The sequence below is a fragment of the Roseateles sp. GW821-FHT09H10 genome (genome assembly GCF_059415865.1).
In genome coordinates, this window is sequence record NZ_JBWKOB010000003.1 from 307,600 (window position 1) to 330,332 (window position 22,733).

Below are 22,733 nucleotides of genomic sequence, written 5' to 3' on the forward strand. Positions count from 1 at the left end.
TTCAGAACGAGTGGTAGATGCCGGCCTCGAGGCCGGTCGAATCCTGTCCCGCGATGATGGCCGAGCCGCCGGGAATCAGGAAGCGGCCGGTCTTGCTGTTGTCGACCTTGGAGAAGGTCGTGTAGAGCGACGTCCGCTTGGACAGGTTGTGCACATAGCCCACGGCGAAGAGCTTACCGGTGTAGTCCTCACCGTTGGCGCTGTTACGCGAATGGGCGTTCACATAGCTGGCGCGGATGATTCCGGAGCCCACCGAGTAGTGGGCGCCGATGACGTAGTTCTTCTGCTCGCGCGTCATCAGCTTGCTGACGTGGTACAGGCCCAGCAGCTTCACGGGACCGACGGTGTAGCTGCCGCCGAGGTTGGTGACCTTGAACTTGTCCTTGGCCAACGTGTTGTCCGTCTCCGACACGCCCAGGGCGACGTCCAGGCCGTTGCCGGCCCAGCCGATGCGCGCGCCGACATAGCGGCCCGTCGTGCCTTCGCCGGCCGCCACCATGGCCTGGCCATAGACGCCGCCCAGGCCCTCGGGCAGGAAGTAGCCGACGGAGTTGTCCGACCGGATGACGGTCTTGGAAGTGCCCGAGACGCCGTCGAAGCCATAGACCAGGTTGCTGGCCGCGCCGACGCCGTTGGTGCCGAAGGCATTGAAGCGGCTGATGTTCCAGAAGGTGGGCGTGTAGTCGCGGCCCAAACGGATTTCACCGGCCTCCTTGCTGGCAAGGCTGACGGTCGCGCGGCGGCGCCAGTCTCCGCCCGCGCCGACGTCGGGGCCGATGGCGCCTTCGAGGTGGAAGCTGGCGCTCAGGCCGTTGCCCAGGGATTCCTGGCCGCGAAAGCCGATGCGGCTGGTCTGCAGGCCGTCGATGCTCTCCAGGTTCAGCGTCTTGCTGCCGTTCTTCAGGCGCTGCACGCCGACGTCCAGCACGCCGAAGATGGTCACGCTGGACTGCTGGGCCGAGGCCAGGCTCGCGCTGCAGGCGAGGGCGGCGCAGGCGAGCGCCTTCATGGGGACTTTCATCCTTTGTCTCCTGTGTACTTATTGGGGCCTCCATGCTGGAAAGCGAGGCTGTCAATCCGCTGTCCGGCGCGTCGGGGTAAACCTCAGCCCCTGCGCAGGGCCCCCCCGGTGCTAGCCTGCCGGCCCATGAAGCTGCTGGTGATCGAGGACAACGCCGCGATGCAGACCTCGCTGCAGAGGTCCTTCGAGCGGCGCGGCTTTCGCGTCGTCATCTGCGACGACGGGGCCAAGGCGCTGAGCCGCTGGCGCGCCAGCGTGCCCGACGTCGTGCTGCTGGACCTGTCCATGCCCGGCCAGGACGGCCTGGACGTGCTGGCCCAGGCGCGCGCCGAGGGGCTGACGACGCCCGTCATCATCATCACGGCGCGTGGCACCCTGGGCGACCGCATCCTGGGCCTCAACACCGGCGCCGACGACTACCTGCCCAAGCCCTTCGACCTCGACGAGCTGGAGGCCCGCATCCGCGCCCTGGTGCGGCGCCAGGGCCAGGCGAGCGAGGTCAGGAGCATCGATGCGCCGAGCTTCTGCGGCCTGCGCGCCGATGTCGAGAGCGGCGCCGTCTACCACCAGGGCCAGCCGCTGGACCTGGCGCCCCGCGAGGCCGCGCTGCTGCGCGCCCTGCTGGTGCGCCCGGGCCAGGCGGTGGCCAAGGACAAGCTGTTCGAGCTGGTCTTCGCCGACGCGGCCGACGCCCAGCCCGATGCCATCGAGGTGGTGGCCTATCGCCTGCGCAAGCGCCTGCCACCGTCCAGCGCCAAGCTGGTGACGCTGCGCGGCCTGGGCTATCTGCTGCAACCCGATGACTGACCTGAAGCCCCTCGTCCAAGGAGTACCTTGGCCGGCCTTGCAGGCCGCGCTGCGACATGAGTCGCAGCCCTTCCGCAGGCACATCGCGTCCACTGGACGCAATGTGTCCGGCCTCAGCCCCCGAGGGGGCGGCGATGCTTGCCGGATCGACCGGCAAGCACATCGCCAGGACGGGCCGGCTAGGGAGCGGCCCGGCGCTCGGCCCGAATGCGGGAACGGACAACTGAAGTCATGCGTCGTCTAACCCGCCTGTCCATGCGCGCCCGGCTGCTGTGGGGCATCCTGCTGCCGGTCGGCCTCATCGTGGCCATCAACACGGTGAGCCTGTATCGCGACGCGCTGGCCGCCGTCGACACGGCCTATGACCGCACGCTGCTGGCTTCGGCCAAGGCCATCGGCGAGCTGCTCGGCGTGGACGGGCAGGGCGAGCAGGCGCGGCTGGTGGCGCCGGTTCCCTATGCGGCTCTGGAGGCCTTCGAGACCGACGGCCGCAGCCGTCTCTACTTCAAGGTGAGAGGCTTCCAGGGCGAGATGGTGTCGGGCTATGACGACCTGCCCAGCTGGACCGGCAAGCTGCCCGACCAGAGCGCCTATCCGGCCCTCGTCGATTTCTACGACGACGTCTATCGCGGCGAGCCGGTGCGCATGGCCGTGCTGCTGCAGCCGGTGTCCGGCCAGACCGGCATGGGCCTGGCCACCATCCAGGTCGCCGAGACCCTGGACCTGCGCCGCAGCCTGGCCCGCCAGGTGCTGCTGCACACGCTGTGGCGCCAGGCGGCCCTGCTGGCCGTCATTGCCATCGTCGTCTGGACCGTGGTGCAGCGCGCGACGCGGCCGGTGCGCGAGCTCAGCGCCGCCCTGCGTGCCCGCGATGCCGACGACCTCAGCCCGCTGCAGGCGCCTGACCTGCCCGTCGAGCTGACCCCGCTGATAGCCGCCACCAACGAGGCCCTGGCCCGCCAGGCCCGGCTGCTGGAGCATCAGAAGCGCTTTGTGCGCGACGCTTCGCATCAGCTGCGCACGCCGCTGGCCGTGCTCAAGGTGCAGGTGCAGTCGGCCCGCCAGGGCGATGTGGAGCCGCTGCAGGCCCTGGCCGAGATCGACACGACGGTGAACCGCGCCACCCAGCTGGCCAACCAGATGCTGGCCCTGGCCCGTGCCGAGCAGATGCGGCAGCCCGGCGAGGCCATGCCGACGCAGGATTGGGCCGAGATCACGCGTGCCGTGGCCCTGGACCTGGCGCCGCTGATTGCCAAGCAGGGCCTGGACTTCGACATCCACACCGAACCCGCCGCCGTCGCCAGCCATGAATGGGCCCTGCGCGAGCTGACCCGCAATCTGCTGCACAACGCCATCCAGCACACGCCGGCGGGCGGGCGGCTGGCCATCGCGCTGTCGGTCGAGGCCGGCACGGCGCGGCTGCTGATCGCCGATGGCGGGCCGGGCCTGACGCCGCAGCAGCAGGCCCGCCTCTTCCTGCCGTTTGCCGTGGGCGATGCCGGCAAGGGCTCGGGCCTGGGCCTGGTGATCTGCCAGGCCCTGGTGCACTCGCTGGGCGGGCAGATCGAGCTGGTCAACCGCATGGACGGCGAGCGCGTGTCGGGCCTGGATGCCCGCGTGCGGCTGCCGCTGGCCTCAGGCGGGCTCCAGTAGCGCGACCTCGTCGCGCGGCCGCCGGTCGAAGAGTACGCGCCGGTCGGCCTTGTGCCGTATCCCCATCATCTGCAGCGTGGGGTGGAGGGCACGCACCGCCTTCACCAGGGCTACGAAGGCGGCGGGCGATGAGGAGGCCGCCGTGAGTATCCACACCACGTCCCGCCCGTGGGCTGCGGAGGGCGCGGGCGGCGCATGGCCGCCGGCGGCGCAGCGCTCGGCGACGTCGGCGTCGTAGAGGGCCCAGCCGACATAGCCGACGACGCGCGGTCCGTCGAGGGCGAAGCGGTAGTGGCCGCGTTCGATCTCGCCAGCGACGGTGTGGATCAGGTCCTGGGCGCGAAAGCCCGCGAAGGGCTGGCGGTGGCCGACATAGTGCAGGGCCGCCCCCAGGGCTTGCTGGGTGGGGGCGAGTGTGGCGATGCGCGGGCTCATGTCAGGGCTCCCTGAAGGCCCGGCCCAGATGGCCGAGCAGTGGATCCAGCAGCAGATACAGCGGCGTGCGGGCCTCGGTGAGCAGATGCACCTCGGCGGGCATGCCGGCCTGCAGGTGCAGGCCGGCCCGCTGCAGCGCCGCGGCCGCCACCTCAACCTGCACGGCGTAGTAGCCGTTGCCGGCCGGGTCGGTGAGGCGGTCGGCCGACACATAGCTGACCCGGCCCTCGATGCTGGGGCTGAAGCGGCGCGCGAAGGCGCTCAGTCGCACGTCGGCGGCCTGGCCGGCCTGCACATGGGCGATGTCCTGGGGCGACAGCTGCAGCTCGACGACCAGGGCCGCATCGGCGGGCACGATCTCCATCAGCCGTTCGCGCGGCGCCAGCGCGGCGCCCGCTCGGCTGACCTGCAGGTTGACCACCTCGCCGGCGATCGGCGCGACGATGCGCAGGCGCCGCGCTGCATCCTGCAGCGGCCGCAGCCGCTGGCGCAGCTCATAGCTCTTGGCGGTGCTGTCCTTGAGCTCGCGTTCGCCCTGCTGGCTGAAGTCGTTCTTCAGCGCCAGTGCGCGCAGGCGCAGCTCGGAGACGCGCTGCTCGGCCCGCGCCAGCTCGGCGCGGTTGCTGCCGCGGCGCGCATCGGCCTCGGCGGTCTCGCGCTGCAGGCTGCGCAGCCGGGTCTGGGACAGAAAGCCCTCGGCCACAAGCTGCTGCTGGGCCGCGGCCTCCTCGCGCTGCAGTCGCACGGCCTCGTCGTCGGCCTGGGCCTGGCCGCGGCGCAGGGCCACCTCGTGCTCGGTCTCGGCGGCCTGGCGCGCCAGCAGGGCCAACTGGCCGTCCAGTGCCTGGCGGCGCAGCGTGAACAGCGCCTGCTCGCGCGCCATCAGCTCCGCCGGCTGTGCCTCGCCGCCGCGCTCCAGCAACTCGGTGTCGAAGGCGAGGCCCGTGGCCAGGGAGCGCTCGGCGCGCAGCCGGGCCTGGCGGGCGAGCTCGGCGTCGAACTCGGCGCGCATCTGGGCCTGGGCCGCGTCGGCGGGCACGTCGTGCAGCAGCGCGAGCAGCTGGCCGGCCTGCACGCGGTCGCCGTTGCGCACATGCAGTTCGTTGACGGTGCCGCCTTCCGCATGCTGGACGGGCTGGCGCTGGCGGTCCACGCGCACGACACCGGCGGCCGTGACGGCGCCGGCCAGCGGCGCCCATGCGGTCCAGGCCGCCAGCACGGCCACCAGCAGCAGCGTCACGCCGGCGCCGGCGCGCAGCAGTCGGTTCAGCTCCAGGGCGTCGTCGCCCGCTGGCGGGTTCAGGGCGAAGGCATCAGCCATGGGCGGCTCCCGGGGTTGCGGTCTGCCCAGGCGCCGCGGCCCGCGCCAGCCGGCCGACCTGGGCCAGGAAGCGCGCCTTGGGCAGGCGCAGTTCCATGCGGCCGCCGCGCAGCACCATGACTTCGTCGACGGCAGCGATCAGCGCCGGCCGCTGCGTGGCGACGACCACCGTCGTACCGCGCGCCTTGAGCTGCTGCAGCAGCTGCACCAGGGCGGCCTCGCCGTCGGCGTCGAGGCCCGTCGTCGGTTCGTCGAGGATGACGAGGGCGGGCGTGCCGAACAGGGCGCGGGCCAGGGCGATGCGCTGGCGTTGCCCGGCCGCCAGCGGCGAGCCGCCGGGGCCGACGCGGGTGGCATAGCCCTGGGGGAGCTGCGCGATGGCGGCATGGGCCTGGGCGAGCTGGGCGGCCTCGGCCACGGCAGCGTCGTCGGCAGCCGGGTTCCAGCGCGCGATGTTGTCCCGCACGCTGCCGCCCAGCAGCGCGCCGTCCTGGGGCAGATAGCCGATGGCCGCCGGGCTGCCGAACAGCTCGGCACCGTCCAGGCGTGCGCTGCCTGCCGAGGGCCGCAGCGCGCCGGCCAGCAGGCGCAGCAGCGTCGACTTGCCGGCACCGGTGGGCCCGAGCACGGCCAGCGACTGGCCGGGCTCCAGCGCGAAGGACAGCTGCTGCAGCAGCAGGCGCGGCGAGGCGGGCGGCGCGACGCTGACGCGGTCGACCTGCAGCGCACCGGCCGCCGGCACATTGACGCCGGCGGGCAGGGGCGGGCGGTCCAGCAGGACCTGCAGCCGCCGGCCCGCCGCGCTCGCATCGACATACCCGCGCCAGCCGGCGATGGCGCCTTCCACCGGGGCCAGGGCACGGCCCAGCAGCAGCGTGGTGGCGACCAGCACGCCCGGCGTCGCGCCGGCGGCGATGACCAGCCAGGCGCCGCAGCCCATCATGGCCACCTGCAGGGCCTGGCGCAGGCCCTTGGTCAGGCCCGAGAAGACGGCGCTGCGACGCGCCGCGCGGGCCTGCAGCAGGTTGGCCCGCTGCAGGCGCTCCTGCTGCGCCTGGGCCCAGTGGCCGCCCATGCCCAGCACCTGCAGCAGCTCGGCCTGGGCGGCCGCCTGCCCGGCCTCGCGCTCGGCGGCCAGTCGCAGCGCGGCGCTGGCCTGTTGCGGCGTGCGTGCGGCACGCTCGCCAAGCACGGCGAGGGCCAGCATCAGGGCCGCACCCGCGGCGGCCACCACGGCGAGCAGGGGATGGAAGAGGGCGATCAGCAGCAGGTAGAGCGGCAGCCACGGCAGGTCGCACAGGGCCACCAGGCCGGGGCTGGCCAGCCAGCCGCGCAGGGCGGCCAGGTCGCTCTTGGGGCTGGTGGCGTCATCGGGCCGCTGCAGGGCCGCGAGCAGCACGCGCGGGCCGAGGCCGCGCTCCAGGGCCGCAGCGGCGGCGCCGAGCAGGCGCGAGCGCAGCACCTCCAGCACCGCCATGGCGAGCAGGGCCGCGAGCGTCATCGCGCTGAGCAGCAGCAGGGTCTCGACATGGCGGCTGGCCAGCACCCGGTCGAAGACCTGCAGCATGTAGAGGGCCGGCGCCAGCATCAGCAGGTTGATCAGCACGCTGAAGGCGGCAACGCCGGCGAGGTGCCGCCGCAGCGGCGACAACAGTTGCAGCATGGCCGTCAATCCTGGCGCCGGCGCGAGAAGGCGGCGATGCCGGCGAGGCCCAGGGCAAACATCGCCCAGGTCGAGGCCTCGGGCACGGCGCTGACGTTCACATCGACGCTGGGCAGGCTGCTGGCCACGACCTGGCCGGCGACACCGGCGACGCGGCCCACCAGTTCGGCCTGCAGCACCTGGATCTGGGCATTGCCCGGGCCGATGGCGCGGAAATTGAAGCTGGCGATGTCGAAGGCGTCGTCCGTCGTGGCCGGGAAGCTGCCGAAGCTGATGCCCTTCACCGTGCCGGCGGCGTTGTCGATGGTGCCGGTCTTGTTGGCCGCGGCGAAGGTCCAGCGCGGATCGATGGTGACGGACAGCAGTTCCAGCATGCCGCCGCCAAAGCCGAGGTCGAGCTTCTGGCCGCCGCTGATGTTGTCGATGAGGCTGGCGCCGGCGGTGGCGTCAAAGCCGACGCCCTGCAGCAGCAGCGTGAAGCTGGCGCCGACCGTGGTCGAGGTCGTGGCGGGCACGAACTGCAGCGTCGGCACGGCGGCTGCGCTCAGGCTCCAGGTGGCCAGGGCCGCTGCAGTGAGGGTCTTGAGGATCTTGAATGAGGTCTTCATGGTGTTTCCTTCAGGCAAGCAGGGTGTCGGGTGTCATGTCGTCATGCAGGGGCAGGGCGACCTGCATGGTGGGTTCCTCGACCAGCGTCGGCTGGGCCAGGGCGGGCTGGTCGATGTAGGAGCGGCCGGGCGGGCCGCCGAACAGGCCGTCGAGGATGGACAGGTCGACCAGGTCGACGGCGCCGTCGCCGTTGAAGTCGGCATTCGCGTCGGCGCCGCCGAACACGGCCTCGAGCAGGGACAGGTCCAGCAGGTCGATGACGAGGTCCTGGTTCAGGTCGGCGTCGCCGACATTGCCGTAGCCGTCGCCGTCGGTGTCGCGCTGGTCGGCATTGGGGATGTCGATGGCGTTGTCGTGGAAGTCGCCGACGCCGTCGCCGTCGCTGTCCGCCATCAGCCTGACCTCGGTGTAGTTGCCGCCCGCATCGCTGCGCAGGAAGCTCATGAACTCGCCGACCAGGCCCGGCGCCAGCGCCAGCTGCGTGGCATAGCTGCCGTCGGCGGCCGAGTCCAGGGCCAGCAGGCCGCTGGCGGCGTCGTAGCTGAGAGCACTGAAGGAGGCACCGCGCACGTCGATGCAGTCGCCGACGGCGAAGTCGATGAGCTGGTCGCCGTTCAGGCCGGCGGCGCTGTCGGCGAAGTGGTCGTCGCCGTCGCCGCCGGCGAGCAGGTCGCTGCCCAGGCCGCCGGTGATCCAATCGGCGCCGGCCTCGCCGCGCAGGGTGTCGCTGCCGTTGCCGCAGGCCAGCACGTCGCTGCCACCGCCGCCGCGCAGCTCGATGTCGTAGCCCCAGCTGTTGGTGCGGATGCGGTCGGCACCGGCCGAGCCCTGGATGACCTCCCAGGCCAGCCAGGAGTCGAAGCCGACGTCGGCATCCAGCACGCCGGCCTGCCAGTCGGCGACCGTGGCGTGCGTGAACAGCATGGTGTCGCGGCCCTCGCCGCCGTCCAGCACGTCGGCGCCGGCGCCGACGACGAAGACATCGTCACCGCCTTCGCCGCGCAGCACGTTGCTGCCCGTGCCGCCGTCCAGCAGGTCGTTGCCGGCGCCACCATAGAGCGCGTCGCCGCCGGTGCCGCCGTCCAGGCTGTCGTTGCCGATGCCGCCTTCCAGCGTGTCGGCGCCCTCGCGGCCTTCGATGCGGTCGTCGCCAGCCCCGCCGATGAGGCGGTTGGCGTCGCTGTCGCCCAGCAGCGTGTCGGCGAAGGAACTGCCCTCCACGCCCTCGATGTCGATCAGCGTGTCATAGCCCCATTCGCCGGCCGTGATCTTGCCGTCGTGGGTGGCGTCCTTCATGTAGAGCTCGGCAATGATGGCGTTGGGCGCATCGGCATAGGAAACGATGTCGACGCCGCCGCCGCCGCTCAGCACGTCCTCGCCGCGGCCGCCCTGCAGCCAGTCGTTGAGGTTGCCGCCCACCAGCGTGTCGGCGCCATCGCCGCCGGCGAACTCGACCGCGATGGACGGGTGGGCCACCATGGTGTCGACCTGGTCGCTGCCGACATAGCGCTCGATGGAGCCGAAGCCGTCGCCGGCCGCCTCGCCGGTGTGCACGCCGGTGGCGAAGTTCAGGTTGACGGCGGTGTCGAACTTGGCGCTGTCGTGGCCGGCGCCGCCGTCCAGGTAGTCGGCGCCCGCGCCGCCGGCCAGCACGTCGTTGCCGCCCCCGCCCCAGAGCTGGTTGTTGCCGGCGCCCATGCGGATCTGGTCGTCGTAGGCCGTGCCGACGATGGACTCGATGCTGACCAGGGTGTCGTTCCAGGCATTGCCGCCGAGGATCTTGCCGATGGTGGTGTCGATCTGGATCTCGCTGGTCGAGCGCGAGTAGTCGACGGTGTCGAAGCCGTTGCCGCCGTCCACCACCTCGCCGCCGTCGCCGGCGATGAGGGTGTCGTTGCCGTTGCCGCCATAGAGCCCGCCGCCACCGCCGCCCTGGTCCAGCACGTCGTGGCCGTCGAAGCCTTCCAGCGTGTCGTTGCCGGCGCGGCCCTCGAGGCGGTTGTTGGCCTGGTTGCCCTTGATCCAGTCATCACCGGCGCCGCCGATGGCGTTCTCGATCAGGCTGCGCGTGTCGTTGTTGAACAGCAGCGCGTTGAAGACCTGGCCGCGGGCGAAGCTGCCGTCGGGGTTGTTGAGGTCGGCGGCCTGATAGTCGCTGTCGGCGTCGACATCGGTCCAGCTGCCGGGCGCCAGGTCGATGCGCATCTGGCGGTCGCTGCCGTAGCCGGAGAAGTCGTAGGTGTCGATGCCGCCGCCGTCCCAGATGGTGCGGAACAGCACATTGACCGGATTGCCGGCGTTGTCCATGGGCACGGCGAAGCCCTCGACGTCGGTGGTCATCCGGCCGTTGGCGGCGTCGAAGCGGTAGGTGTTGTCGCCGGCGTAGGTGCGGTAGCTCGGCCCGTACATATGCTGCAGGGCCTGGATGTCCCACATCATGTAGCTCTGCGGGTAGTGGCCGTCGGCCACGCCATAGCCGCCGCTGCCGGGATGGTTGACGTAGGCGCGGTAGGTCATGGTGCTGAACTCCAGCGAGTCGCGGTCGCTGCTCAGCACATTGGTGTTGCCGTTGTCGGCCTCGTGGCCGTGCTTCAGGCCGATGGCGTGGCCGATCTCGTGGAAGAAGGTCTGGTAGGCATAGGTGCCCAGGCGCGGCGTGTTGTAGTCCGTCGGGTTGAACCAGGCGTCGCCGTCCTGCGGCTCGGCGCCCGCCGTGTTGGTGTCGTCGGGATAGGCGGCATAGGCCGTCGTATTGCCGGGGGAGCGCGTCGACGACATCGCCAGCCTCACGTCGCCGTTCTCGGCCGGCGTCCACTCGGCCGTCGTGTAGTTCGTGATCAGGCTCACCTGATGGAAGGCGTCACGCGCCGCCTGCTGCTGCATGGCGTTCAGCGCCGAGAAGCCCACCGTCTCGTTGACGCTGATGGCCGGCGTGTTGGGGTTGTTGTCGTGGTCGAGATTCCAGGCATAGCTGCCATAGGACGCGCCCGTGGTCGGGAAGCCGAAGGTGATGCGGCCGTCGCCCCAGCGCACGCCGCTGAGCAGGGCGTCGATGTTCTGGGTGCCGGACATGGCAACGGTGGCGGTGGTCATGGGGAGCTCCTTCGATGACAGCGATGAGTGAGCCCAATGTGCAATCCGGCCGGCGCGGCCACATGCCGGTGCACCGACGGATTTCGGCGCCATGCGGGCGGCTGGAGCACCTAGGTCGTGGGGTATTAATGGCGGCAGGCCCGCTATCGCAGCGCGATGCGCTTGCCTCATCATTCGGCGATGGACCTGTTGGAGCGCCAGGACGCACTGCAAGCCGCGGTTGCAGTGCTGGAGCGCGCCAGTGCGGGGCGTGGCGGTGTCGTGCTGGTCAGCGGCGAGGCCGGCATCGGCAAATCGGCCCTGGTGGGCGAGCTGTCGCAGCAGGCCCAGCCGGCCTTTCGCGTGCTGCGCGGCCATTGCGAGGACCTCTACGCGCCGCGCGTGCTGGGGCCCCTGCACGACATGGCCGCCTCGCTGGGCGACGCGGCCCGCGCCGCCCTCGACGAGGCCGCCCCGGCCGCCGCGCGGTTCGCGCGTCTGCTGAGCGAGTTCGACACGCCGCTGCGGCCGGCGCTGATGGTCATCGAGGACCTGCACTGGGCCGACCAGGCGACGCTGGACTTCGTCAAGTTCATGGGCCGCCGCATCGGCGGGCTGCCGCTGGTGCTGCTGATGAGCCTGCGCGATGATGCGCTGGCAACGGACGGCGCCCTCGGCCAGGTGCTGGGCGAACTGCCGCCGGATTCGACGACGCGCCTGCCGCTGGCGCCGCTGTCCGCTGCCGGCGTGGCCGAGCTGGCGGCGCGTGCCGGCCGCCCGGCCCAGGGCCTGCATGCGGCCACGGCCGGCAACCCTTTCTATGTCACCGAACTCCTGGCCTCGGGCGTGGCCGAGCTCGACCGCGGCCTGCCCACCAGCGTGCGCCTGGCCGTGCTGGCGCGGCTGGCCCGCTTGCCGGCGGCCGAGCGGGAGTTGCTGGACCGCCTCAGCGTCGTGCCCGGCTGGCTGCCGCTGTGGCTGGCCCAGGCCCTGACGCCGCAGGCCGGCGCGGCCGCGCTGGACGCCTGCCTGAGCCGGGGCGTGCTCGTGCTGGGCGATGCCGGCCTGGCCTTCCGGCACGAGCTGGCGCGGCGCGCGGTGGCCGATGCGCTGCCGCCGCTGCGCCGGCGCGAGCTGCATGCGTGCGCGTTTGCAGCCCTGTCGGCGCCCCCCGCCGGCGTGGCGGTGGCCCTGCCGCCCCGCGTCCACCATGCCGCCGAGGCCGGCGATGCCGCCCAGGTGCTGGCGCTGGCGCCGCTGGCGGGCGCCGAGGCGGCGGCACAGGGCGCGCATCGGGAGGCGGCCCTGCTCTATGGCGTGGCGCTGCGCTTTGCCGGCCAGGCGCCAGCCGAGCAGCGCGCGCAGCTGAACGAGAGCTGGTCTTACGAGGCGGGCCTGGCCCTGCACATCGATGCCAGCGTCATCGCGGCGCGCCATCAGGCGATCGCGCTGTGGCGCGAGGCCGGGCGGGCCGACAAAGTGGGGCACAACCTGCGCTGGCTGTCACGCCTGCACTGGTATCGCGGCGACCAGGCCCTGGCCGAGCGTTTCGCTGACGAGGCCGTCACCGTGCTGCAGCCGCTGCCGCCGGGACCCGAGCTGGCCTGGGCGCTGAGCATGCGTTCGCAGCAGTTCATGCTGCAGGACAGGACCGACCTCGCCATCGACTGGGGGGAGCGGGCCATCGCGCTGGCCGAAAGCCTGGGCGAGAAGGAGATCCGTTGCCACGCGCTGAACAATGTCGGCACGGCCCTGCTGTTCGCCGACCGCCCGGGCGGCCGCGAGAAGCTCGGGCAGAGCCTGGCGCTGGCGCTGGAGGGCGGTTTTCACGAGCAGGCGGCGCGCGTCTACACCAACCTCAGCGAGCATGCCGTCGTGTTCAAGGACTTCGAGCACGCCGAGCGCCTGCTCGATGAAGGCATCGCCTTCGATCGCCGCCATGACCTCGATGCCTGGACCCACTATCTCGTCGGCTGGCTGGCGGAGCTGCATCTGGCCCGGGGCCGTTTCGAAGAGGCCGGGCGCATTGCCGGTGAGGTGCTGGCGCTGCCCCATCTGACGCTGGTCATGCGCCTGCCGGCCCAGACCGTGCTGGCCCGTGTGCAGATGCGGCGCGGTGCTTTGGAGGGCGAGCGCCTGCTGGCCGAGACGCTGGCCCTGGCCCAGTCCACCGGCGAGGCGCAGCGCATCGTCCCGCTGGCGCTGGCCCTGGCCGAGGGCGCCTGGCTGCGTTCCGACATCGAGGCCTGCCAGCGCGCGCTGCAGATCCTGCCGCCAACGGCCGGCGCCTGCGACAACCCCTGGGAGGCTGGCGAGATTGCCGCCTGGCATGCCCGCGCCGGCCTGCCCATGGCCAGGCCGCGGCAGGCGGCTTCGCCTTGGGTGGACGAGCTCGACGGCTGCTGGCGGCAGGCCGCCGATGCCTGGCGGGCCCTGGGGGCGTCCTATGAGGCGGCACTGGCCTTGCTGCAGGCAGCACCGGTGGCGGGGCAGGAGGACGTGGTGGCAGGGGCCTGGCGCGAGGCGTTGCAGATCCTCGAGGACCTGGGCGCGACGCCGGCACTGGCCTGTTGCCGGGCACTGGCGCGCCGCCATGGCATCGCGCTGCCGGCGGCGCGGCGCGGGCCCTATGGCGTGGCGCGCCAGCATCCGCACCAGCTGACCGCGCGCGAGCAGCAGGTGCTGGCCCTGTTGGTCGACGGCCGGCGCAATGCCGAGATCGCCGCCCAGCTCGGTGTCACGCCGCGTACCGCCGAGCGGCATGTGTCCGAGGTCATCACCAAGCTCGGCGCCAGCGATCGCCATGAGGCCGTTGCCATCGCTCGGCGGCATTGAGGGGCGCCGTGAAACACGGCAGAAAGGAAAAACGGGTCACGCCTTGCGGCGTGACCCGTTGATTTCTCTTCTTGTTTTTGGTCGGGACGGCGGGATTCGAACTCGCGACCCCTTGCACCCCATGCAAGTGCGCTACCAGGCTGCGCTACGCCCCGACTGAGCCAAGCAGTATAGCCGAGAAATCGGGGCCTTCGGGCAATTTCAACCAAGAAGGCTGGCTCTGATCGCCAGCAGTTCGGCACGGACCTGTTCCAGCGAGGTGATGCTGGTCGCCGCCAGCACCGGCAGGCTGAGCGATGCCTCGGCCGCCTTCAAGGGCTGTGCATGCGATGCAGCATGGCGCACGGCCGGTGCATGGACCAGTTCGGCCGGAACCTCGAGGTCGTCGCCGTCCAGTTCATCGTCCAGAACATCGAGGGCCTGGGCGGCCTCGGCCTCGTCGCGGAAGTTCTGCGCGGCGCCGGGCGGCAGGCCTTCGCTGAGCTGGTTGCGCGCGCCGCTGATGGTGAAGCCCTGGTCATAGAGCAGGTCGCGGATGCGGCGGATCAGCAGCACTTCGTGGTGCTGGTAATAGCGCCGGTTGCCGCGCCGCTTCATGGGCTTGAGCTGCGTGAACTCCTGCTCCCAATAGCGCAGCACATACGGCTTCACGCCGCACAGTTCGCTGACCTCACCGATGGTGAAGTAGCGTTTGGCGGGGATGGAAGGCAGCGCTTTGTCCATTGAAATCAAGGGCTTCGGAGCGAAAGCTGAGGCAGAGCGTCAGACTCTACTCGAAGTCTTCGCCGCTGGGCGCCTCGCCTTGCACCAACCCCTTGAGCTTGTGGGAGGCGTGAAAAGTCACGACGTTGCGCGCCTTGATCGGGATGGATTCGCCGGTACGCGGGTTGCGGCCCGGGCGCGGCGCCTTGCGGCGGATGTTGAAGTTCCCGAAGCCGGAGAGCTTCACGTCCTGGCCCTTGACGAGGCTGTCGTGCAGGATGTCGAAGAAGGCCTCGACCATGTCCTTGGACTCGCGCTTGTTCAGGCCCAGCTTGTCGAATAGCAGCTCGGCGAGCTCGGCCTTGGTCAGCGTGGGCGTCTCCAGGCTGCCGATGACGACCGCAGCGGCTTCGGATTTCTTGGCGTCGTTCGCGTCCATTCGTCGTGTTCCTGTTCCTGGGGTCAGCCGCGCAGGCGGGCGCCGAGTTGGCTGGCGGTGGCCGCCACGATGGCAGCCACGGCGGCGTCGATGCGTTCGTCGGTCAGCGTGGCTTCGTCGTCGAGCAGCTCCAGGCGCACGGCGAGGGAGCGTTCGTCGGCCTGCAGGTCGGTCGTCGAACCGGCCGCGGGCTTGAAGACGTCGAAGAGCCTGGCCGAGCGCAGCAGGGCGCCGCCGGCCGTCGTGATGGCGGCCATCAGCGCGTCGTGAGGCGTGCTGTCCTTGACCACCAGGGCCAGGTCGCGCTGCACGGCCTGCTGGCGCGGCAGGGCCTGGCCTTGCGGCAGGGTGCGCAGCAGCGCGGCATCGAGGTCCAGCTCGAAGACGACGGGCGCGCTGCCCGCGATCTCGTAGCCCTGGCGCCAGCGCGGGTGCAGTTCGCCAATCCACCCAATTTCAGCACCGATGACGGCGCCGTTCAGCTTCACGCGGGCGCTGCGGCCCGGGTGCAGGGCGGGGTGCTCTGCCGCTTCAAACGTCAGCGTCTGTGGTGCGAACAGGGCTTCAAGGTCGCCCTTGACGTCGAAGAAATCGACGGCGCGGTCGCGCTGGCTCCATTGCTGCTGGTCGGCCGGGCCCCAGGCCAGGCCACCGAGGCGCAGCGGCTGCTCGATACCGGCCACGCTCAGCGGGCCGTTGGCCACGGAGGCGTCGCGCTTGAACACGCGGCCCAGCTCGAACACGCGCACACGCGTCGCACGGCGGGCCTGGTTGTGGCGCAGCACCTGGACGAGGCTGCCGATCAGGCTGGTGCGCATCACCGACAGCGGCGCGGCGATGGGGTTGAGCAGCTTGATCGGGTCGGTGACGCCGGCCAGCTCGCGCTCCCAGCGTTCCTCGACGAAGCTGAAGTTGATGGTTTCGAAGTAGTCGCGCGCGGCCACCGAGCGGCGCAGCGCGTGCGTGGCCTGGCGCGATTCCGAGCGCGTGCGGCCGACGATGGGGGCCAGCGGCGCGGTGGAGGGCAGCGTCGGATAGCCCAGCACGCGGATGACTTCCTCGATGAGGTCTTCCTCGATCTGGATGTCGAAGCGCCAGCTTGGCGGCGTCACCGTGATGCTGCCGTCAGTCGAAGTGAAGGGCAGGCCCAGGCGCGTGAACACGCCTTCGCACTGCGCCTGCGTGAGCGGCATGCCGATGACCTTGGCGGCGCGGGCGACGCGCAGCGTCACGGGCTTGGCTGTCGGCACATTGGGCGACTGGTCGTCCATCGGGCCGACCTTGGTGTCGGGCGTGCCGCAGATGTCGATGATGAGCTGGGTGATGCGCTCGATGTGCTCGACGGTCAGCGACGGGTCCACACCGCGCTCGAAGCGGTGGCCGGCATCGGTCGAGAAGTTGTAGCGGCGCCCGCGCCCCATGACGGCCTCGGGCCACCAGAAGGCGGCTTCGACATAGACATTGCGCGTGTCGTCGGACACGGCGGTGTGGTCGCCGCCCATGATGCCGGCGAGGGACTCGACCTCGCGCGCATCGCTGATGACGCCGACCTTCTCGTCGACGGTGATGGTGTTGCCGTTCAGCAGCTTGAGCTGTTCGCCCGCCTTGCCCCAGCGCACCACCAGCTCGCCGCTGATCTTGTCGAGGTCGAAGATGTGCGACGGGCGGCCGTACTCGAACATCACGTAGTTCGAGATGTCGACCAGGGCCGTCACCGAGCGCTGGCCGCAGCGCTCCAGGCGCTGGACCATCCAGGCCGGCGTCTGTGCCTTGGTGTCGATGCCCTTGACGACGCGGCCGGAGAAACGGCCGCAGAGGTCGGAGGCTTCCACGCGCACGGGCAGCTTGTCGTCCAGCGTCGGCTTGACGGCCGGGAACTCGGGCTTGAGCAGGGGCGCGCCGGTCAGCGCGGCGACTTCGCGGGCGACGCTGTAGACGCTCAGGCAATGGCCCAGATTGGGCGTGAGCTTCAGCGTGAACAGCGTGTCGTCCAGGGCCAGGTGCTTGCGGATGTCTTCGCCGATGACGGCGTCGGCTGCCAGCTCCAGCAGGCCGCCATGGTCTTCGCTCAATTTCAGCTCGCGGGCCGAGCACAGCATGCCGAAGCTCTCGACGCCGCGCAGCTTGCCGACGCCGATCTTGAAGGCCTTGCCGTCTTCGCCCGGGGGCAGTTCGGCGCCGACGGTGGCCAGCGGCACCTTGATGCCGACGCGGGCGTTGGGTGCGCCGCAGACGATCTGCAGAGACTCGCCACCGGCGTTGACCTTGCAGACGCGCAGCTTGTCGGCGTTGGGGTGTTGCTCGGCTTCGAGGATTTCGGCGACGACGATGCCGTGGAAGGGCGGGGCGACGGGGCGCAGCTCTTCGACCTCCATGCCGGACATGGTCAGCAGTTCGGCCAGTTTTTCAGTGGACAGCGGCGGATTGCAGAACTCGCGCAGCCAGGACTCGGGGAATTGCATAACGTTCTAGTTACTTGAACTGCGAGAGGAAGCGGAGGTCGCCGTCGAAGAAGGCGCGCAGGTCGTTGACGCCATAGCGCAGCATGGCCAGCCGGTCGATGCCCGAGCCGAAGGCGAAGCCGATGTAGCGCTCGGGGTCCAGGCCCATGTTGCGGATGACCTGCGGGTGCACCTGGCCGGAGCCGGAGACCTCCAGCCAGCGGCCCTTCAGCGGGCCGCTCTCGAACATGATGTCGATCTCGGCGCTGGGCTCCGTGAACGGGAAGTAGCTGGGCCGGAAGCGCAGCTGCAGCTGGTCGGTCTCGAAGAAGGCCGTGATGAAGTTCAGGTAGACCGCCTTCAGGTCCTTGAACGAGATGTTCTCGCCCACCCACAGGCCTTCGACCTGGTGGAACATGGGCGAGTGGGTCGCGTCGCTGTCCACGCGGTAGGTGCGGCCCGGCGCGATGACGCGGATCTCGGGCATCGTCTCTTGCCCCGCATAGCGCTTGGCATGGGCCTGCGCATAGCGGATCTGCATCGGGCTGGTGTGCGGGCGCAGGTTCAGCCACGAACCGTTCTCGTCCTTCATGTCGACGTAGAACGTGTCCTGCATCGAGCGGGCGGGATGGTTCTCGGGGTTGTTCAGCGCCGAGAAGCTGTACCAGTCGGTCTCGATCTCGGGGCCGTCGGCCACGTCGAAGCCCATGGAGGCGAAGATGGCCTCGATGCGCTCCATGGCGCGGGTGATGGGGTGCAGGCCGCCAGTGCCGCGGCTGCGGCCGGGCAGGGTCACGTCCAGCGCTTCGGCCTTGAGCTGCTTCTCGAGCTCGGCGGCGGCCAGCGCGTCGCGGCGGGCGGTCAGGGCGGCCTCGATGGCCACTTTGGTCTGGTTGATCTCGGCGCCGCGGGTCTTCTTTTCCTCGATGCTGAGGGCGCCCAGGCCCTTCATCAGTTCGGTCACGCGGCCGGACTTGCCGAGGAAGCGCGCCTTGGCGTTTTCCAGCTCGGCGGGTGTCGGGGCGGCGGCGAAGTCGGCTTGGGCCGCTTGCAGCAAAGCGTCGAGATCAGACATTCGGAATCAATAAATAAAAAGGGGCCGGTCACTGGGTGACCGGCCCCTCAAAAGTTTGCGGGCTCCGGCCGGGCCGGAGCAATTCGCAATCAGGCGAGCGCGGCCTTCACCTTGGCGAAGATGCTGGCAAAACCAGCCGGGTCGTTCACGGCCAGATCGGCGAGGACCTTGCGGTCGATCTCGATCTGGGCCTTCTTCAGACCCGCCACGAACTTGCTGTAGGACAGACCCAGACCACGCGATGCAGCGTTGATACGGGCAATCCAGAGCTGACGGAAGACGCGCTTCTTGGTGCGGCGGTCACGGTAGGCGTATTGGCCCGCCTTCATCACCGCCTGCTTGGCGATGCGGAAGACGTTCTTACGACGACCGCGGAAGCCCTTGGCCAGGGCCAGGACCTTCTTGTGACGGGCGCGAGCGGTAACACCACGTTTGACGCGAGGCATGTGTTTCTCCTTGAGTCGTTAGTGGATTACAGACCAGCAAAGGGCAGCATCTGAGCGATGTGACCCATGTTGGTTTCGTGCACGTTCACAGCGCCGCGCAGCTGACGCTTGTTCTTCGTGGTCTTCTTGGTCAGGATGTGGCGCTTGAACGCCTGACCGCGCTTGACGGTGCCACCCGGACGAACGCGAAAACGCTTTTTCGCGCTGCTCTTGGTCTTCATCTTGGGCATGTGAATGCTCCTTTTAAGTATGTCCCTGGGGCGGTGCCGGAGAGTCCGACACACTTGTTGGCCTCAGGAGACTTGTGAACCGGCCAGCGACCAAACCGACCGGTTGAACTCTTCAATCAGAGGGGACAGAGCGCTTCGCGGTCTATCCCCTGGTCAAATCAACGCTTTTTGGGCGCCAGGACCATGATCATCTGCCGACCTTCGAGCTTCGGCATGTTCTCGACGATCGCCACGTCGGCCAGTTCGTCGCGGATCCGCTCCAGCAGGCGCATGCCGATGTCCTGGTGGGTGATTTCACGGCCCCGGTAGCGCAGCGTGACCTTGCCCTTGTCACCGTCTTCGGCAATGAAGCGGCGCAGATTGCGCATCTTGATCTGGTAGTCGCCTTCGTCCGTGCCCGGACGGAACTTGACTTCCTTGATTTCGATGATCTTCTGCTTGGACTTGGCTTCGGCGGCGCGCTTCTGCTCCTGGTACTTGAACTTGCCGTAGTCCATCAGCCGGCAGACCGGCGGATTGGCGGTGGCAGAGATCTCGACCAGGTCCACATCCATGTCGCCCGCCATACGCAGGGCTTCCTGGATGCTGACGACGCCGATGGGTTCATTCTCGGGGCCGTTCAGGCGGACTTCGGGAGCCATGATTTCGCGGTTCAACCGGTGCTTGCGCTCCGGAATCGCACGACGGTCAGCAAACGTAGCGATGGTGTGGACCTTTCAACAGGCCCCAAGGCGAGGGGCCCAAACAAAACAAATAGCGCCCGATAGGCTCTTTAGACCTTGTTGGTGATGTCTGCGGAGATCCGAGAGAGGAAGTCCTGCAGGGGCATCACGCCGAGGTCCTGGTTGCCACGGGCGCGTACCGCAACGCTGCCATTCGCCTTTTCCTTGTCGCCTACGACGAGGATGTACGGCAGCTTTTGCATGGAATGCTGGCGGATTTTATAGGTGATCTTCTCATTGCGCAAATCCGCCGAGGCCCTAAGCCCTTGTTTTTGCAGCGATTTCACAATTTCAGACACGTAATCGGCCTGGGAATCCGTGATGTTGGCCACCACGACCTGCGTCGGGGCCAGCCAGACGGGCAGGGCGCCGGCGTGCTGCTCGATCAGGATGCCGATGAATCGCTCCAGGCTGCCGACGATGGCGCGGTGCAGCATGACTGGGTTCTTATGCAGGCCGTCCTCGTCGACGAACTCGGCGCCCAGGCGGCCGGGCATGGAGAAGTCGACCTGCATCGTGCCGCACTGCCACTGGCGGCCCAGGGCGTCCTTCAGCGTGTATTCGATCTTGGGACCGTAGAAGGCGCCGTCGCCCGGGGCGATGATGAATTCGACGCCGGAGGCGCGCAGCGACTCCATCAGCGCGTGCTCGGCCTTGTCCCAGACCTCGTCGGAGCCGATGCGGGCGTCGGGGCGCGTCGCGACCTTGTAGATGATGTCCGTGAAGCCGAAGTCCTTGTAGACCTTCTGCAGCAGGGCCGTGTAGGCGACGCACTCGGGCAGGATCTGGTCTTCCGTGCAGAAGATGTGGCCGTCGTCCTGCGTGAAGCCGCGCACGCGCATGATGCCGTGCAGACCGCCCGTGGGCTCGTTGCGGTGGCATTGGCCGAACTCGCCGAAGCGCAGCGGCAGGTCGCGGTAGCTCTTGACGCCGTGCTTGAAGATCAGGATGTGTCCAGGGCAGTTCATCGGCTTGAGCGCGTAGTCGCGCTTTTCCGATTCCGTCGTGAACATGTTGTCCTTGTACTTCTCCCAGTGGCCGGAAGCTTCCCACAGTGTCTTGTCCAGCAGCTGCGGGCCCTTGACCTCCTGGTAGCCGTTGTCGCGGTAAACGCGGCGCATGTACTGCTCCACCTCCTGCCACACCGTCCAGCCCTTGGGGTGCCAGAAGACGACGCCGGGGGCGTGCTCGTCGATGTGGAAGAGGTCCAGTTCCTTGCCGAGCTTGCGGTGGTCGCGCTTCTCGGCCTCCTCCAGCATCGTCAGGTACTTCTGCAGGTCGTCCTTCGTGGCCCAGGCCGTGCCGTAGACGCGTTGCAGCATCTCGTTGCGGTGGTCGCCGCGCCAGTAGGCACCGGCCACCTTCATCAGCTTGAAGTGCTTGAGCTTGCCCGTGGACGGCACGTGGGGGCCGCGGCAGAGGTCTTCGAACTTGCCCTCGGCGTAGAGCGACACGTCCTGGTCGGCCGGGATACTGCCGATGATCTCGGCCTTGTAGGCCTCGCCCATGGCCTTGAAATGCTCGACGGCCGCGTCGCGCGGCAGCACGCGGCGCACGACCTTCTCGTCCTTCCTGGCCAGCTCCGTCATCTTGGCTTCGATGGCGGCCAGGTCTTCGGGCGTGAAGGGGCGCTTGTAGGAGAAGTCGTAATAGAAGCCGTTCTCGATGACCGGGCCGATGGTGACCTGGGCGTCGGGGTAGAGCTCCTTGACGGCATAGGCCAGCAGGTGGGCCGTCGAGTGGCGGATCATGTCCAGGCCGTCTTCGTCCTTGTCCGTCACGATGGCGAGCTGGACGTCGTGGTCGATGACGTGGGACAGGTCGACGACCTTGCCGTCGACCTTGCCGCCGAGGGCGGCCTTGGCCAGGCCGGCGCCGATGCTGGCGGCGACGTCGCCGACCGTCAGCGCGGCGGGGAATTCACGGCGCGAGCCGTCGGGGAGTTGAATCGAAATCATGGGTGCTCCATAGGGGGCAGAAAACAAAAAGCGCGGCCACTTGCCGCGCTTGATGTGTGCCCAAAAGGCAGGCGAGACGTGCCGCGGCCGACTAGTTACCGGTGGTGCCGGTGAAGGTGGTCGTAGTTCGCGGTGTCATAACCAGGGTGCCTTTCTCGCTCTTTTGAGGGGAGGGAGCCGCGATTCTAAAGGCTCAGCGCCTGAACGGTGTCTCGCTGCGTCAACGCCGCGAATTCGTCGGCCAGGCGCTGGCTTTCCTTCACGGCGATGCGCCAGCAGCGGCGGCGCTCGTCGGCATCCAGGGCCATGAAGTCATTGCGGTCGGGCAGCTTGGCGCCGGGCAACCGGGCGATGAACTCGGGCGAAGGGCAGAGCAGCACGACGTTGTCGAGGAAGCTGGTGCTGCGGTGGCGGTGCTTGAGGGCCTTGTCCAGCCAGCCGGGAACGACCTGGCGCTGGAAGTGCGGATAGAGCACCAGCGGCGCGCCTGAATGCTGCAGCGCGCGGTAGTCCAGGTGCAGGTGGTAGTCTGTGATGCCGCCGTCCCAGTAGGCGCCGCGCGGCGCGCCGGGCAGGTCGTGCTGGGCTTGCAGCCAGAAGGGGATGGAGCAGCTGGCCAGCAGGGCGCCGCGCAGGTTGGCGCGCGACAGATGCACTTCGCGGCTGGTGAAGTCGTTCAGCTTCAGCGGCAGGCGGTCGCGCGGGTCGGAGAAGACGACGCGTTCCAGGAAGCGCCCGAGCAGCGGCCGCGACACGGCATTCGCCGCGAAGGCGCCGAGATAGCCCAGCGGCGTCCTCAGCTTGCCCTCGCGCGCCAGCAGCCTGGCGCGGCCACGTGACGTGACAACGTGCAGGCGCAGCCGTGGATGGGCCAGCACTTCCGATTCGCGGCCCTGGAAGATCTCGCCCAGGATCTCGCCGAAGCGCTTGCTGACGCCCTCGGGCCGCGGGCGCTTCTCGCCCGGCAGCACGTCGTACTCCTGGGTGACATAGGCCTCGGCCATGGTGTCGAAGGCGGGGCCGACATCGCGATGGGCCAGCGCGGCCGTGGCCATGCGCCAGGCGCCGATGCTGGCGCCGACGAGGTGGACGGTCTGGCGGCTCTGCGGCAGCCAGTCGCCGAAGACGTAGCGGTCCAGGCCGTTGAGGATGAGCCCTTTGGGGCCACCGGCGGCGGCCGGCATCAGGCCGACGTCCTCGGCACGCAGGCCGCGCTCGGCCAGGCGCGCGCGGGCGGCCGGGCCGGCAAAGATTTGGAGGGCAGGAGAGGAACTCATTGCCCGACAAGATAGCCGAGACCGGCC

The 22,733-nt window shown here is 69.4% G+C and carries 18 protein-coding genes and 1 tRNA gene; 3 read left to right on the forward strand and 16 right to left on the reverse strand.

Features of this window, described 5'->3' with window-relative positions; all coding sequences use genetic code 11:
- Position 1: 1 nt before the first annotated feature.
- Complete coding sequence (locus AC07OY_RS16990; protein ID WP_495043789.1) at positions 2–1,021, reverse strand: porin; 1,020 nt, start codon at positions 1,019–1,021, stop codon at positions 2–4.
- 126 nt (positions 1,022–1,147) lie between these two features.
- On the opposite strand from AC07OY_RS16990, the gene AC07OY_RS16995 reads away from it, so the two are divergent.
- Positions 1,148–1,828 (forward strand): response regulator transcription factor, encoded by a 681-nt coding sequence (locus tag AC07OY_RS16995; protein ID WP_495043790.1) that lies wholly within the window; start codon positions 1,148–1,150, stop codon positions 1,826–1,828.
- 231 nt (positions 1,829–2,059) lie between these two features.
- Complete coding sequence (locus AC07OY_RS17000; protein WP_495043791.1) at positions 2,060–3,481, forward strand: sensor histidine kinase; 1,422 nt, start codon at positions 2,060–2,062, stop codon at positions 3,479–3,481.
- Here the strand turns inward: AC07OY_RS17000 and AC07OY_RS17005 are convergent.
- From AC07OY_RS17005 to AC07OY_RS17025, 5 genes are read right to left on the reverse strand one after another with little or no spacing between them, the layout of a single operon-like run.
- Positions 3,464–3,916, reverse strand: a complete 453-nt coding sequence (locus tag AC07OY_RS17005) for a hypothetical protein (RefSeq protein ID WP_495043792.1) — start codon at positions 3,914–3,916, stop codon at positions 3,464–3,466. The genes AC07OY_RS17000 and AC07OY_RS17005 overlap by 18 nt on opposite strands.
- A gap of 1 nt (position 3,917) precedes the next feature.
- Entirely contained in the window at positions 3,918–5,237 is a 1,320-nt protein-coding gene (locus tag AC07OY_RS17010) for an HlyD family type I secretion periplasmic adaptor subunit (RefSeq protein WP_495043793.1), read from the reverse strand.
- Positions 5,230–6,900 (reverse strand): type I secretion system permease/ATPase, encoded by a 1,671-nt coding sequence (locus AC07OY_RS17015; protein WP_495043794.1) that lies wholly within the window; start codon positions 6,898–6,900, stop codon positions 5,230–5,232. Before AC07OY_RS17015 ends, AC07OY_RS17010 begins: the two co-directional genes overlap by 8 nt.
- 5 nt (positions 6,901–6,905) lie before the next feature.
- Entirely contained in the window at positions 6,906–7,508 is a 603-nt protein-coding gene (locus AC07OY_RS17020; RefSeq protein WP_495043795.1) for a PEP-CTERM sorting domain-containing protein, read from the reverse strand.
- A 10-nt stretch (positions 7,509–7,518) separates the two neighbouring features.
- The gene (locus tag AC07OY_RS17025; protein WP_495043796.1) at positions 7,519–10,602 is read right to left on the reverse strand and encodes a M10 family metallopeptidase C-terminal domain-containing protein; all 3,084 of its coding nucleotides are present in this window, start codon (positions 10,600–10,602) and stop codon (positions 7,519–7,521) included.
- Positions 10,603–10,782: 180 nt separating this feature from the next.
- Between AC07OY_RS17025 and AC07OY_RS17030 the strand changes: the two genes are divergently transcribed.
- Positions 10,783–13,416 carry an ATP-binding protein gene (locus AC07OY_RS17030; RefSeq protein WP_495043797.1) on the forward strand — a complete coding sequence of 878 codons (2,634 nt, stop codon included), beginning with the start codon at positions 10,783–10,785 and terminating at the stop codon, positions 13,414–13,416.
- 78 nt (positions 13,417–13,494) lie between these two features.
- Here AC07OY_RS17030 and AC07OY_RS17035 read toward each other — a convergent pair.
- From AC07OY_RS17035 to AC07OY_RS17080, 10 genes are all read right to left on the reverse strand, one after another.
- Positions 13,495–13,571 (reverse strand) — tRNA-Pro (locus AC07OY_RS17035).
- Positions 13,572–13,617: 46 nt separating this feature from the next.
- Positions 13,618–14,139 (reverse strand): MerR family transcriptional regulator, encoded by a 522-nt coding sequence (locus AC07OY_RS17040; RefSeq protein WP_495043798.1) that lies wholly within the window; start codon positions 14,137–14,139, stop codon positions 13,618–13,620.
- A gap of 46 nt (positions 14,140–14,185) precedes the next feature.
- Positions 14,186–14,557, reverse strand: a complete 372-nt coding sequence (locus AC07OY_RS17045) for an integration host factor subunit alpha (protein WP_495043799.1) — start codon at positions 14,555–14,557, stop codon at positions 14,186–14,188.
- Positions 14,558–14,580: 23 nt separating this feature from the next.
- Complete coding sequence (gene pheT / locus AC07OY_RS17050) at positions 14,581–17,019, reverse strand: phenylalanine--tRNA ligase subunit beta (protein WP_495043800.1); 2,439 nt, start codon at positions 17,017–17,019, stop codon at positions 14,581–14,583.
- Positions 17,020–17,029: 10 nt separating this feature from the next.
- Positions 17,030–18,073 (reverse strand): phenylalanine--tRNA ligase subunit alpha, encoded by a 1,044-nt coding sequence (gene pheS / locus AC07OY_RS17055; protein ID WP_495043801.1) that lies wholly within the window; start codon positions 18,071–18,073, stop codon positions 17,030–17,032.
- Positions 18,074–18,162: 89 nt separating this feature from the next.
- Complete coding sequence (gene rplT, locus AC07OY_RS17060; protein WP_025564000.1) at positions 18,163–18,519, reverse strand: 50S ribosomal protein L20; 357 nt, start codon at positions 18,517–18,519, stop codon at positions 18,163–18,165.
- A 26-nt stretch (positions 18,520–18,545) separates the two neighbouring features.
- Complete coding sequence (gene rpmI / locus AC07OY_RS17065) at positions 18,546–18,749, reverse strand: 50S ribosomal protein L35 (RefSeq protein WP_119042821.1); 204 nt, start codon at positions 18,747–18,749, stop codon at positions 18,546–18,548.
- A 158-nt stretch (positions 18,750–18,907) separates the two neighbouring features.
- Positions 18,908–19,453: a translation initiation factor IF-3 gene (infC, locus tag AC07OY_RS17070; RefSeq protein ID WP_082532663.1), complete on the reverse strand. Its 546-nt coding sequence runs from the start codon at positions 19,451–19,453 to the stop codon at positions 18,908–18,910.
- Between the two features lie 68 nt (positions 19,454–19,521).
- Positions 19,522–21,429 (reverse strand): threonine--tRNA ligase, encoded by a 1,908-nt coding sequence (thrS, locus tag AC07OY_RS17075; protein ID WP_495043802.1) that lies wholly within the window; start codon positions 21,427–21,429, stop codon positions 19,522–19,524.
- Between the two features lie 185 nt (positions 21,430–21,614).
- Positions 21,615–22,706: a patatin-like phospholipase family protein gene (locus AC07OY_RS17080; RefSeq protein WP_495043803.1), complete on the reverse strand. Its 1,092-nt coding sequence runs from the start codon at positions 22,704–22,706 to the stop codon at positions 21,615–21,617.
- Positions 22,707–22,733 lie beyond the last annotated feature (27 nt).

Bases quoted from the DNA above. Each gene is read 5' to 3' on its own strand.
- AC07OY_RS17000 (WP_495043791.1), top strand. From the start codon at position 2,060: ATGCGTCGTCTAACCCGCCTGTCCATGCGCGCCCGGCTGCTGTGGGGC.
- pheS (WP_495043801.1), bottom strand. From the start codon at position 18,073: ATGTCTGATCTCGACGCTTTGCTGCAAGCGGCCCAAGCCGACTTCGCC.
- AC07OY_RS17080 (WP_495043803.1), bottom strand. From the start codon at position 22,706: ATGAGTTCCTCTCCTGCCCTCCAAATCTTTGCCGGCCCGGCCGCCCGC.
- AC07OY_RS17025 (WP_495043796.1), bottom strand. From the start codon at position 10,602: ATGACCACCGCCACCGTTGCCATGTCCGGCACCCAGAACATCGACGCC.
- AC07OY_RS17045 (WP_495043799.1), bottom strand. From the start codon at position 14,557: ATGGACGCGAACGACGCCAAGAAATCCGAAGCCGCTGCGGTCGTCATC.
- AC07OY_RS16990 (WP_495043789.1), bottom strand. From the start codon at position 1,021: ATGAAAGTCCCCATGAAGGCGCTCGCCTGCGCCGCCCTCGCCTGCAGC.
- AC07OY_RS17015 (WP_495043794.1), bottom strand. From the start codon at position 6,900: ATGCTGCAACTGTTGTCGCCGCTGCGGCGGCACCTCGCCGGCGTTGCC.
- rplT (WP_025564000.1), bottom strand. From the start codon at position 18,519: ATGCCTCGCGTCAAACGTGGTGTTACCGCTCGCGCCCGTCACAAGAAG.
- AC07OY_RS16995 (WP_495043790.1), top strand. From the start codon at position 1,148: ATGAAGCTGCTGGTGATCGAGGACAACGCCGCGATGCAGACCTCGCTG.
- AC07OY_RS17005 (WP_495043792.1), bottom strand. From the start codon at position 3,916: ATGAGCCCGCGCATCGCCACACTCGCCCCCACCCAGCAAGCCCTGGGG.
- AC07OY_RS17010 (WP_495043793.1), bottom strand. From the start codon at position 5,237: ATGGCTGATGCCTTCGCCCTGAACCCGCCAGCGGGCGACGACGCCCTG.
- rpmI (WP_119042821.1), bottom strand. From the start codon at position 18,749: ATGCCCAAGATGAAGACCAAGAGCAGCGCGAAAAAGCGTTTTCGCGTT.
- AC07OY_RS17030 (WP_495043797.1), top strand. From the start codon at position 10,783: ATGGACCTGTTGGAGCGCCAGGACGCACTGCAAGCCGCGGTTGCAGTG.
- AC07OY_RS17020 (WP_495043795.1), bottom strand. From the start codon at position 7,508: ATGAAGACCTCATTCAAGATCCTCAAGACCCTCACTGCAGCGGCCCTG.
- thrS (WP_495043802.1), bottom strand. From the start codon at position 21,429: ATGATTTCGATTCAACTCCCCGACGGCTCGCGCCGTGAATTCCCCGCC.
- AC07OY_RS17040 (WP_495043798.1), bottom strand. From the start codon at position 14,139: ATGGACAAAGCGCTGCCTTCCATCCCCGCCAAACGCTACTTCACCATC.
- pheT (WP_495043800.1), bottom strand. From the start codon at position 17,019: ATGCAATTCCCCGAGTCCTGGCTGCGCGAGTTCTGCAATCCGCCGCTG.